The sequence below is a fragment of the Streptomyces coeruleorubidus genome (assembly GCF_008705135.1).
GTDB lineage: Bacteria > Actinomycetota > Actinomycetes > Streptomycetales > Streptomycetaceae > Streptomyces > Streptomyces coeruleofuscus.
In genome coordinates, this window is record NZ_CP023694.1 from 3,142,401 (window position 1) to 3,154,804 (window position 12,404).

The 12,404-nt window shown below is 72.1% G+C and carries 8 protein-coding genes; 5 read left to right on the plus strand and 3 right to left on the minus strand.

The features are described from left to right. The first annotated feature begins 40 nt into the window (after positions 1-40). Together CP976_RS14490 and CP976_RS14495 are read left to right on the plus strand one after the other, a co-directional pair. Positions 41-565, plus strand: coding sequence for an excalibur calcium-binding domain-containing protein (locus CP976_RS14490; RefSeq protein WP_150480738.1), 525 nt, complete (start codon positions 41-43; stop codon positions 563-565). Positions 566-657: 92 nt separating this feature from the next. Then, positions 658-1,176 carry an NUDIX hydrolase gene (locus tag CP976_RS14495; protein WP_150480739.1) on the plus strand — a complete coding sequence of 173 codons (519 nt, stop codon included), beginning with the start codon at positions 658-660 and terminating at the stop codon, positions 1,174-1,176. 240 nt (positions 1,177-1,416) lie between these two features. On the opposite strand, the gene ppdK is transcribed toward CP976_RS14495, so the two are convergent. Next, positions 1,417-4,164, minus strand: coding sequence for a pyruvate, phosphate dikinase (gene ppdK / locus CP976_RS14500; protein WP_373304842.1), 2,748 nt, complete (start codon positions 4,162-4,164; stop codon positions 1,417-1,419). A 405-nt stretch (positions 4,165-4,569) separates the two neighbouring features. Next, positions 4,570-5,796, minus strand: coding sequence for an ROK family transcriptional regulator (locus tag CP976_RS14505; RefSeq protein ID WP_190146796.1), 1,227 nt, complete (start codon positions 5,794-5,796; stop codon positions 4,570-4,572). 121 nt (positions 5,797-5,917) lie between these two features. Here CP976_RS14505 and CP976_RS14510 point away from each other — a divergent pair, with 121 nt between their 5' ends. From CP976_RS14510 to CP976_RS14520, 3 genes are all read left to right on the plus strand, one after another. After that, positions 5,918-7,330: an MGH1-like glycoside hydrolase domain-containing protein gene (locus CP976_RS14510; RefSeq protein ID WP_167537338.1), complete on the plus strand. Its 1,413-nt coding sequence runs from the start codon at positions 5,918-5,920 to the stop codon at positions 7,328-7,330. Further along, the gene (locus CP976_RS14515; protein ID WP_150480743.1) at positions 7,327-9,264 is read left to right on the plus strand and encodes an amylo-alpha-1,6-glucosidase; all 1,938 of its coding nucleotides are present in this window, start codon (positions 7,327-7,329) and stop codon (positions 9,262-9,264) included. Before CP976_RS14510 ends, CP976_RS14515 begins: the two co-directional genes overlap by 4 nt. Positions 9,265-9,416: 152 nt before the next feature. Next, positions 9,417-11,213, plus strand: a complete 1,797-nt coding sequence (locus CP976_RS14520; RefSeq protein ID WP_150480744.1) for a sulfatase-like hydrolase/transferase — start codon at positions 9,417-9,419, stop codon at positions 11,211-11,213. Here CP976_RS14520 and dusB read toward each other — a convergent pair whose 3' ends face one another. Then, entirely contained in the window at positions 11,214-12,347 is a 1,134-nt protein-coding gene (gene dusB, locus CP976_RS14525) for a tRNA dihydrouridine synthase DusB (RefSeq protein WP_150480745.1), read from the minus strand. Positions 12,348-12,404: the final 57 nt, after the last annotated feature.

A 12,404-nucleotide genomic window follows, 5' to 3' on the forward strand; every position in this document is an offset into this window, starting at 1 on the left:
TACGGTCGTCCCCTCACGTGTCACCACTGGGGGGACGACCATGACCAACCCGTACACCGGCCCGAACGCCAACCCGTATCCCGGGCCGCCCATCCCGCCCGCACCGCAGCCCGCACGCCCGGCGCCCCGCTGGGCCCGCAAGCGCTACGTGCTGCCCGCCCTCGGTCTGGCCTGGTTCATCGGCGTCGGCATCGGCGCCTCCGGCGACACGACGGCCGACGCGAAGCCCGCGGCCGCCAAGCCGCAGCCGACCGTCACGGTCACCGCGACCACCACCGCCACCGCTACCGCGACACCGCTCGCGAAGAAGCCGGAACCCGCTCCCACGGTCACCGCCACCAAGACCGTCAGAGCCACCACCACGGTCACCGCACGACCGGCCGCGGGCGGCGGCTCCGGCGACAGCGGTTCGGGCAGTTCGGGCGGCTCAGGGGGCTCGGCGGACGTCTACTACGCCAACTGCGACGCCGTCCGGGCCGCCGGGGCCGCCCCCATCCACCGCGGTGAACCCGGCTACGCCTCCCACCTGGACCGTGACGACGACGGGGTCGCCTGCGACACGTGACACGTGTACGCCGGTGACCATCGGCGCGTTGGGCCGTTCCACCGTTTGGGCAGCTCGTCCCGGGCTGCCCGGCCGACGGAAGGAACATCACCGTGGACACGACCGTGCCCGCCACCGACGTACCGCGCGTGCTGCCGCGTGACGAGTGGGTCAAGACGCTGCCGCAGACCATCGTCGCCTCGTGCGTCCTGCTCCTCGACGCCGAGGACCGGATGCTGCTGCTGCGCTACGCCGGGGGCGAGCCCGGTGCCGGGCTCTGGGGGCTGCCGGGCGGCATGCTCGACCACGGGGAGGACCCCCTCGGCGCCGCGTGCCGGGAGCTGCACGAGGAGACCGGCATCGTCCTGGACCGGGAGCCCCGGTTCGTCGGCTACGACCACCGGGCCGATGTGAAGGGCACCGGCCCCGTGATCGACTTCTACTTCCACGGCGGCCGCCTCGCCCCCGGACAGAACGTCAGGCGCAGCGGCGAGCACGACCAGAACGGCCTGTTCGCCCTCGCCGACCTGGAATCCCTTCCGCTGGCGACCCCGCTGCCGGCCCTCACCGCCCTGCACACGGCAGCCCTGACCGGGACCGTCGTCTGCCTGCGGGAAGGCCTGCCCCGGTGACAGCCGCACGGGCCCGTCGGACCTCGCAGGACACGGAGCGCAGGTCCGCCTCCCGTACCCGGCCGCCCGCGCCCGAACGGATCGCGAGAGAGCGGGGGCGCACCTCCGCACAAGGTGCTCCCCCGCTCTCCTCCGTGCACCGGAGCCGCCGCGATCGGTGAGGGTCGGGGACCGCCGACGGCTCCGGGTCCTGAGCGGCCCCGCGCGGGCCACGTGAGGTGGTCTCGCGCGGACCGCGGTCTACCGGTGGTCGCTGCCCTGCGACTGGACCGCCGCCCGGCCCGCTTCCAGCCGGGCCACCGGGATGCGGAAGGGGGAGCAGGAAACGTAGTCGAGTCCCACCTCGTGGAAGAAGTGGACCGACTCCGGGTCACCGCCGTGCTCGCCGCAGACGCCGAGCTTGAGGTCCGGGCGGGTCTCACGGCCGGCCTGGGCGGCGAGCTTCACCAGGGAGCCGACGCCGTCCTTGTCGATCGTCTCGAACGGGGAGACGCCGAAGATGCCCTTCTCCAGGTACGCGGTGAAGAAGCTGGCCTCCACGTCGTCCCGGGAGAAGCCCCATACCGTCTGGGTGAGGTCGTTCGTGCCGAAGGAGAAGAACTCGGCGGCCTCGGCGATCTGTCCGGCGGTCAGGGCGGCGCGCGGCAGCTCGATCATCGTGCCGATGGACAGCTTGAGCTGCGTGCCCGAGGCCGCCTCGACCTCGGCGATGACCTGGTCGGCCTCCTCGCGCACGATCTCCAGCTCCTGCACCGTGCCGACGAGCGGGATCATGATCTCGGCGCGCGGGTCGCCCTTGGCGGCCTTGCGCTCGGCGGCGGCTTCGGCGATCGCCCGGACCTGCATGGTGAACAGGCCGGGGATGACCAGGCCGAGGCGCACACCGCGCAGACCCAGCATCGGGTTCTGCTCGTGCAGCCGGTGCACGGCCTGGAGGAGGCGCAGTTCGTTCTCGTGCGGCTCCTGGCGGGACTCGGCGAGGGCGACGCGCACCGACAGTTCGGTGATGTCGGGCAGGAACTCGTGCAGCGGCGGGTCCAGCAGCCGGACGGTGACCGGCAGGCCGTCCATCGACTCGAAGAGCTGGACGAAGTCCTGCTTCTGGAGCGGCAGCAGTTCCTTGAGGGACTCCTCGCGCTCGGCCTGGGTGTCGGCCAGGATCAGCCGCTCCACCAGCTCGCGCCGGTCGCCGAGGAACATGTGCTCGGTGCGGCACAGGCCGATGCCCTGGGCGCCGAAGCGGCGGGCCCGCAGCGCGTCCTCGGCGTTGTCGGCGTTGGCCCGCACGCGCAGCCGGCGCTTGCGGTCGGCGAACGCCATGATGCGGTGGACCGCCTCGACCAGCTCGTCGGCGTCCTCGGCACCGGCGTGCATCCGGCCCTCGAAGTACTCCACGACCGGGGACGGCACGACCGGTACCTCACCGAGGTACACCTTGCCCGAGGAGCCGTCGATGGAGACGACGTCGCCCTCCTCGACGACGTGCCCGCCCGGCACGGTCATCCGGCGGCGCTTGGTGTCGACCTCCAGCTCCTCCGCGCCGCAGACACAGGTCTTGCCCATGCCGCGCGCGACCACGGCCGCGTGGGAGGTCTTGCCGCCGCGCGAGGTCAGGATGCCCTCGGCGGCGATCATGCCGTCCAGGTCGTCGGGGTTGGTCTCGCGGCGGATCAGGATGACCTTCTCGCCCGAACGCGACCACTTGACGGCGGTGTAGGAGTCGAAGACCGCCTTGCCGACCGCCGCGCCCGGCGAGGCCGCGATGCCCCGGCCGACGGTCGCGACCTTCGAGTCCTCGTCGAAGCGCGGGAACATCAGCTGCGCGAGCTGGGCGCCGTTGACGCGGGTGAGCGCCTCGGCCTCGTCGATCAGGCCCTGGTCCACGAGCTGGGTGGCGATGCGGAACGCCGCGCCCGCGGTGCGCTTGCCGACCCGGGTCTGGAGCATCCACAGCACACCGCGCTCGATGGTGAACTCGATGTCGCAGAGGTCCTTGTAGTGGTTCTCCAGCGTCTCCATGATCTGCATGAGCTGGTCGTACGACTTCTTGTCGATCCGCTCCAGCTCCGCGAGCGGCACGGTGTTGCGGATGCCCGCGACCACGTCCTCGCCCTGGGCGTTCTGGAGGTAGTCGCCGTAGACGCCCTGGTGGCCGGAGGCGGGGTCGCGGGTGAAGGCGACGCCGGTGCCGGAGTCCGGGCCGAGGTTGCCGAAGACCATCGAGCAGACGTTGACGGCGGTGCCCAGGTCGTGCGGGATGCGCTCCTGGCGGCGGTAGAGCTTGGCGCGGTCGGTGTTCCAGGAGTCGAAGACCGCGTGGATGGCGAGGTCCATCTGCTCGCGCGGGTCCTGCGGGAAGTCCCGGCCGGCCTCGGTCTTGACGATCTTCTTGAACTTGGTGACGAGCTTCTTGAGGTCCGCGGCCTCCAGCTCGGTGTCGACCGTGACCTTCTTGGTCTCCTTGGCCTTCTCCAGGGCGTCCTCGAAGAGCTCGCCGTCGACGCCGAGGACGGTCTTGCCGAACATCTGGATGAGGCGGCGGTAGGAGTCCCAGGCGAAGCGCTCGTCGCCGGCCTGCTTGGCCAGGCCCTGCACCGACTTGTCGGAGAGGCCGATGTTGAGGACGGTGTCCATCATGCCGGGCATGGAGAACTTGGCGCCCGAACGCACCGACACCAGCAGCGGGTCGTCGGCCTGTCCCAGCTTCTTGCCCATGCGCTGCTCCAGCGCGTCGAGGTGCGCACTCACCTCGTCACGCAGTGCCGCCGGCTCCTCGCCGCTGTCCAAGTAGACCTTGCACGCCTCGGTGGTGATCGTGAAGCCGGGCGGGACCGGAAGGCCCAGGTTCGTCATCTCGGCGAGGTTCGCGCCCTTGCCACCGAGGAGGTCCTTGAGGTCCTTGTTGCCCTCGGTGAAGTCGTAAACGAACTTCACGCCCTCAACACTCGTACCGTGCTCAGCTACGTGGGGATCTTTGTTTTCCGACACGGGTCTCGACTCCTCGAGGACGCGGTGGCTGCCCTGACGGCGAGGAACATACCCAGATCAAAGGCTTCTGGGTACGTCCACTCGCGCGTCATACGCCTGTAACCACTCGGCCGCCAGCGGATCGAAAGTCAAAGCTCGGCAAGCGATCACAGCCGCATGTTTTCACTTCTTGAACGCATCAACCTCCCTGGACCCCGCCGAGCGCTCAAATGAGCGAGGTTCAGCACGCTTGATTTCGCTCGATGAACGATCAAACGGTGGCACTCAGTGCCACCCTTTGGAGAAGTGCAGTCGCTCAAGATCCGCTCATCTGAGCGCAACCCTTATCAAGGGTGGCGAGAATCACGCTGCCACAGCCGACGGAATTTCACCATGCGGACGCGTCTCGGGGCCGAAATGTCCCTGTCATACCCCGAGCGCGCGCAGCCGCTCCTCGACCCGCTCGGGGGCGTAGAGGTGCTCCACGACCATCGCCCCGGCTCCGACCAGCCCGGACCGCTCGCCGAGCCGTGACGTCACGACGTCCAGGTGGGCGGTGGAGCGGGGCAGCGCCCGCTGGTAGAGCAGTTCGCGCACGCCCGTGAGGAAGGGGGTTCCGGCCAGATCCCCGGCGATCATCAGCACGCCGGGGTTGAGCAGCGTCACCACGGTCGCCAGCACGTCCCCGACCCGGCGCCCGGCCTCCCGGGCGAGACCGACCGCCTCGGGATGCCCGGACGCCAGCAGGTCCCGTACGTCCGAGCCGGAGGCCGCCGGCACCCCGGTCTCCGCCAGCCGCCGCGCCACCGCGCCGCCGCTCGCGACGGCGGCCAGACAGCCGTACGAACCGCACCGGCACAGCATCTGGGCGCCCTCCGGCACCCGGATGTGCCCGAGGTCCCCGGCGCCCCCGTCGATGCCCCGGAACACCGCGCCGTCCACCACGACCCCGGCACCGATGCCGGTGGAGACCTTGACCAGTACGAAGGCGGAGCAGTCGGGATAGCCGGTGCGCTGTTCGCCGTAGGCCATGAGGTTGGCGTCGTTGTCCACCAGCACCGGCACCTCGGCGGCGCCCGTGTGCTCGGCGAGCGCCCGGGCCAGCCGGCTCCTTATGTCGTAGCCGTCCCAGCCGGGCATGATCGGCGGCTGGACGACGCGGCCGCTCTCGGTGTCCACCGGGCCGGGCACGGCGAGCCCGACCCCGCACACCGACTCGGCCCCGCGTCCGGTCTTCTCCAGCAACTCCCCGAACCAGCGGCCGAGTTCGCCCAGCACGAGGTCCGGCCCGTCGTCGACGACGAGGGTGCCGGAGTGCTCGGCGAGGATCTCGCCGCTCAGCGACAGCACCGCCGCCCGCGCGTGCCGGGTGTCGAGGTCGGCGGCCAGGACCACCGCGTGCTCGTCGTCGAACTCCAGGGTGATGGAGGGGCGCCCGCCCAGCGGGGATTCCACCGGCCCCCCGGCACCCTCGCGCAGCCAGCCCGCGCGGAAGAGCCGGTCGAGCCGCTGCCCGACGGTGGCCCGGGACAAACCGGTCGCCTGCTGGAGCGCACCCCGGGTCACGGCGCGGCGACTGCGCACCAGTTCGAGCAGTTCGCCGGCGCTCGCCTGGCCGGCACCTCGTCCCGTTCTGACGGGCCGTCCGGTCATGCACACCCCCTTGTGTTTCTCAACCTTGCCTTACATAGTGGGTTTTGCGTGTTAAATAGACGTAACCTCACCGTAGCCGCAGCCGAACCTGTCGGCCGGACGTCTTTCCGGAGAGCCCCGAGTGGACAGCACCGCCCAACGCGCCCCTCGTCCCACGGGACGAACCGTTGCATACGATCCGTCCATCCCCGCACCACCCCTGCACGTCAGGGCAGCCGCCGTGCTGGAGGCCGGCTGGACGGGCACGTCCACGGTGCCCTCGCGCGGTCTGTATCCGCACCAGTGGTCCTGGGACTCGGCGTTCATCGCGATCGGCCTGCGGCACGTGTCGCCGTTACGGGCACAGACGGAGCTGGAGACGCTGCTGGCGGCCCAGTGGGCGGACGGGCGGATCCCGCACATCGTCTTCAACCCCTCCGTCCCGCTCGACGCGTACTTCCCGAGCCCCGACTTCTGGCGCTCCTCGGCCGCGGGGCGCGCCGCGGGCGCCCCGCGCACCGTACAGACCTCCGGGATCGTGCAGCCACCGGTCCACGCGCTGGCCGCGTGGCTGGTGCACCTCGCCGACCCCGGTCTGTCCCGGGCGCGCGGCTTCCTCACCCGGGCGTATCCCCGGCTCGCGGCCTGGCACCGGTATCTGCTGCACCGGCGCGACCTGGGCGGAGGCGGACTGGTGTCCGTCGTGCACCCCTGGGAACAGGGTATGGACAACAGCCCCTGCTGGGATCGTCCGCTCTCCCGGGTCACTCCGGCCCCGGCCCGCTCCTTCCGCCGCGCCGACCTCGACCACGGCTCCCCCGAGGACCGGCCGACGGATCTGGACTACGGGCGGTACGTGCGGCTGGCCACCGACTACCGGGACCGGGGGTACGCCGACGGACCGGGCGACTTCGCCGTGGAGGATCCGGCGTTCAACGCCCTGCTCATCGCCTCCGAGTACGCCCTGGCCCGGATCGCCCGCGAGCTGGGCGCGGCGGCCCCGGCCCGGCAGCACCGCGCCGAGCGGCTCACCGACGCCCTGGTGGAGCGGCTGTGGGAGCCGTCGGCGGGGATGTTCCTGTGCCGGGACGTGCGCGCCGGGGAGCTGATCCCCGAGCGCTGTGTCTCCGGGCTGGTCCCCCTGCTGCTGCCGGACCTGCCCCGCGACCTGGCGGCCACCCTGGTGCGCACCGTCTGCGGCCCGCACTTCGGGCTCGGCGGCACGACCCGGCTGGTGCCCAGCTACGACCTGCTCGGCGACGCCTTCGACCCGCACCGCTACTGGCGCGGTCCGGCCTGGTTCAACACCAACTGGCTGCTGGAGCGCGGGCTGCGGCTGCACGGCGAGCGCGGCCGGGCCGACGCCCTGCGCAGGGGGATCCTGCACACCGCGGGCGCCTCCGACTTCGCGGAGTACGTGGACCCGTACACCGGACAGGCCTGCGGCGCCACCGGCTTCGGCTGGACCGCCGCCCTCACGCTCGACCTGCTGCACGACCGGCCCGCATGGGACAAGGACGGCGTCACGGCGATCAAGGGAGAGGTTCGGGGATGACGGACCGGCATCATCTGCTCGTGCACGGCGGGACGTTCGCCGCCGTCGGCGACCGCGGCGACATCAGCGGCTACCGGGGCGGCAGCGCCCCGGACGGAATGTTCGTACAGGACGCGAGGCACCTGAGCCGGTGGCAGCTCACCGTCGACGGGGCCGTGCCCGACACGCTGACGCCGGTGGCCGACGGGGACACCGCGCGCTGCGTCCTGGTGCCGCGCGGGGGCCGCAACGAGCCGCCCGCGTACACGCTCTTCCGCGAACAGGCCGTCGGGGACGCCTCGTTCGTCGAGTCGCTGCGGGTCACCAGCAACCGTCCGGCGCCGACGACGGTCCGCCTCGCGGTCACCGCCGACGCCGACTTCACCGACCAGTTCGAACTGCGCTCCGACCACCGCACCTACACGAAGGCCGGCGCCGTCCGCTCCCGGCAGGTCCTCGGGCACGGCGTGGAGTTCACCTACCGGCGCGGCGAGTGGCGGTCCGTCACGACCGTGACGGCCGAGCCCCAGCCGGACGCCGTGGAGGAGACCGGCACCGGCGCCCGCCGGCTGGTGTGGACCCTGGACCTCGAACCGCACGGCACGGCCGAGCTGGTCCTGCGCGTCATGGCCCGCCCGCACGGCGACAAGCGTGCCCTGCGCGTGCCCCGCTCCCCCGCCGCCCTCCAGGAGCGGCTCCTCGTCCGGGAGGGCCGGTTCATGGAGGGCGTGGCGTTCCCGGCCGGCTGGCCGGAGCTGTCCGCGGCCTGCGCCCGGGGCCTCGCCGACCTGGCCGCGCTCCAGGTCCCGGCGACCGGCCCGGACGGCGAGGAACTGCGCGTGCCGGCCGCCGGCGCGCCCTGGTTCCTGACCCTGCTGGGCCGGGACGCCCTGCTGACCTCGCTGTTCGCACTGCCCTACCGGCCGCGGCTGGCCGCCGCCACCCTGCCCGCGCTCGCCGCGACCCAGGCCACGGACACCGGCGTCAGCGAGGTCGCCCAGCCCGGCAAGATCGTGCACGAGGTGCGGCACGGCGAGCTGGCGCACTTCGGCCAGGTCCCGTACGCCCGCTACTACGGCTCGGTCGACGCCACGCCCCTGTTCCTCGTCCTGCTCGGGGCGTACACCGAGCACACCGGCGACACGGGCCTGGCCCGCCGTCTGGAGCGGCACGCCCGCGCGGCGGTCGGCTGGATGCTCGACCACGGCGGCCTGACCTCGCGCGGCTACCTCGTCTACCGCGCCGACCAGGGCGGCCTCGCCAACCAGAACTGGAAGGACTCCCCCGGCGCCATCTGCTCCGCCGAGGGCACCCGCCCCAACGGCCCGGTGACGGCCGCGGGCGCCCAGGGATACGCGTACGACGCGCTGCGCCGCACGGCGTGGCTGGCGCGTACGGTGTGGCAGGACGGCACGTACGCGGACCTGCTGGAGCAGGCGGCCGGTGACCTGCGCGACCGTTTCCAGCGGGACTTCTGGATGCCGGAGCGCTCCTTCCCGGCACTCGCGCTCGACGGCCGGGGCCGGCAGGTCGACGCGCTCGCCTCCGACGCCGGGCATCTGCTGTGGTCGGGGCTGCTGGACAAGGAGTACGGCGAGCAGGTCGGCCGGCGTCTGCTGGAGCCGGACTTCTTCTCCGGCTGGGGCGTCCGCACCCTGGCCGCCGGGCAGCCGGCCTACCACCCGCTCTCCTACCACCGCGGCTCGGTCTGGCCGCACGACAACGCACTGATCGCGCTGGGCCTGTCCCGCTACGGGCTGCACGACGAGGCCCGCGCGATCGCCCGCGGCCTGGTCGACGCGGCGAGCGCGACCGGCCACCGGCTGCCGGAGGTCCTCGCGGGCTACGGCCGCGACACGCATCCCGAGCCGGTGCCGTACCCGCACGCGTGCGTGCGTGAATCCCGGTCGGCGTCGGCCCCGTTGGCACTGCTCACGGCGGTCGGCGGCATCTGAGCACCGGGTTGGCCGGGCGTTTGCCCGGAGTTTGCCGAGCGCTGGCCCGGCCGGCTGAACACACCTGCCGGGCGCACCGTACGGAACTGCGGCGGACCCGTACCCCCACGCGTCCGCCACCTCGCCGCGTTCCGCACGGGAAGGACCTCCGGGTGCCTGTCTTCACACGCTTCAGCCGGCCGCCGCAGCCGGGCACCCCAGGGGCCGAGGCCGAGACGGAGCGTGACGAGAGGCCGGAGGCCCTCGCAGAGGAAGTGGGGACCCCCGAGCCCAGATCCCGCCTCGCCCACCTCCGCACCTGGCGCACCCGTCACCCCCGGGCCGCCCGTTCCGTGCACCTGACCACCACCGTCCTCGCCGCCGTCCTGGTCCTCGGGGCCCTGCTCCTGCCCAACACCCTCCCGGCCGTCGAGCCGGACCGCTTCGCGCGGATCCCGGCCGAGGCGGTCATCGGGGCCGTCGTCATGCTGGTGCTGCCGCGCCGGCCCCGGCTGGCGGCGGCGGTGCTGTACGGGCTCGGGCTCACCGCGCTGACCACGGTGAACCTGCTCGACATGGGGTTCAACGAGTACCTGGGCCGGGGCTTCAACGCCGCGCTCGACTGGGACCTGCTGCCCGACGCGCAGGCGTACGTCGAGGACACGCTGGGCGGGGGCGTCGCGACCGCCGCGGCCGTCGGCGCGGTCGTGCTCGTCCTGCTCGTCGCGGCCGTCATGGTCGCGGCGACGATCCGGCTCGCCGACGTGCTGTCCCGCCACCGCGTCCGGGCGACCAAGGGCGCCCTGCTCGCCGGCACCGTCTGGGTCACCTGCGCCGCCCTGGGCCTGACGCTCTTCGGGGGCCCGATCGCCTCCGAGCGCGGGGCCGGGGCCCTCCGGGTGCACGCCCAGCGGACCGTGCAGTCGCTGCGGGACGAGGCGGCGTTCGCGCGCGAGGCGAAGGCCGACACCTTCGGCAACACCCCGCCCGGCCAGCTCCTGCCGGACCTGCGCGGCAAGGACGTGATCTTCACCTTCATCGAGAGCTACGGCCGCAGCGCGATCGAGGACCCGGTCATGGCACCCGGCGTCGGCCGGACCCTCGACACGAGCACCGAGGCGCTGGCCAAGGCCGGCTTCCAGGCCCGCAGCGGCTGGCTGACCTCGGCGACCTACGGCGGCAGCAGCTGGCTCGGCCACTCCACGACCATGTCCGGCCTGTGGATCGACAACCAGCGCCGCTACCGCACGGTCACCGCGGGCGACCACCTCACCCTCACCAAGGCGTTCCAGAAGACCGGCGCGTGGGACACGGTGGGCGTCATGCCGGGCGTGCAGAAGGGCTGGCCGGAGGAGAAGTGGTACGGCCTCGACAAGCTCTACGACGCCTTCGACCTGGGCTACCGGGGCCCGAAGTTCAGCTGGTCGACGATGCCCGACCAGTACGCGCTGGAGGAGTTCCAGCGCCGCGTGCACGGAAAGAAGCGCGACAAGCCGCTGATGTCGTTCGTCATCCTGACCTCCAGCCACCAGCCCTGGGCGCCCCTTCCCAGGATGGTCGGCTGGGACGAACTCGGCGACGGCTCGGTCTTCGACGCGATCCAGAAGGCCGGCAACAAGGCGTCGGACGTCATCACCGACACCACCAGGTCCCGGCAGGAGTACGGCAAGTCCATCCAGTACTCGGTCACCAGCCTCACCCAGTGGCTGGAGCGCTACGGCACCGACGACACCGTCCTGGTCTTCCTCGGCGACCACCAGCCCATGGCCCGGGTCAGCGGCAACCGCGCGAGCCGGGACGTGCCGGTGTCGATCGTCGCGAAGGACCCGAAGGTCCTCGACAAGGTCGCCGACTGGAACTGGACCGAAGGCCTCAAGCCGGACCGTGACGCCCCCGTCTGGAAGATGAGCGCGTTCCGCGACCGCTTCCTCAAGGCGTACGGCTCCACACCGCACGCCTCGGGAGGCTGATCAGCCGCCGGAGGTGTCCAGCTCCGCTTCCTCGCCGACGCCCGCGCAGTCGTACGGGTCCTTCAGCCAGCCGTCCGGCAGCACCACGCGGTTGTTGCCGGACGTACGGCCCCGGGGCCCGTCGGCGCCGGCGGGCCAGGGCTGGTCGAGGTCCAGCTCGTCGAGACCGGCCCGCAGCTCTTCGAGCGACGAGGTGATCGCGAGCCGCTTGCGCATCTCGGAACCGACCGCGAAGCCCTTCAGATACCAGGCGACATGCTTGCGGAAGTCGATCACGCCGCGGGACTCGTCGCCGATCCACTCGCCGAGCAGGCCGGCGTGCCGGACCATGACGTCGGCGACCTCCCGGAGGGCGGGCCGTGCGATGTCCTCCGAGCGCCCCTCGAAAGCGGCCACGAGGTCGGAGAACAGCCAGGGCCGCCCCAGGCACCCGCGCCCGACCACCACCCCGTCGCAGCCGGTCTCCCGCACCATCCGCAGGGCGTCCTCGGCCGACCAGATGTCGCCGTTGCCGAGCACGGGGATCTCCGGCACGTGCTCCTTCAGCCGGGCGATGGCGTCCCAGTCGGCGGTGCCGCCGTAGTGCTGGGCGGCGGTGCGGCCGTGCAGCGCGATGGATGTGACGCCCTCCTCGACGGCGATCCGGCCGGCGTCGAGGTAGGTGATGTGGTCGTCGTCGATGCCCTTGCGCATCTTCATCGTCACGGGCAGGTCGCCGGCGCCGCTGACCGCCTCGCGCAGGATGGCCCGCAGCAGGTTCCGCTTGTACGGGAGCGCGGATCCGCCGCCCTTGCGGGTCACCTTGGGCACCGGGCAGCCGAAGTTGAGGTCGATGTGGTCGGCGAGGTCCTCCTCCGCGATCATGCGGACGGCCTTGCCGACGGTCGCCGGGTCCACGCCGTAGAGCTGGATGGACCGGGGCCGCTCACTCGCGTCGAAGTGGATGAGCTGCATCGTCTTCTCGTTGCGCTCGACCAGCGCCCGCGTGGTGATCATCTCGCTCACGAACAGGCCCTTGCCACCACTGAACTCCCTGCACAGGGTGCGGAAGGGCGCGTTGGTGATCCCGGCCATGGGCGCCAGGACGACGGGGGGCTGGACGGCGTGCGGACCGATCTGGAGGGGCGTGGACATGCCTCCATTGTGCCGTGCAATGAGATGGCAAAATTCATTAGTTAGGCACACTATCGA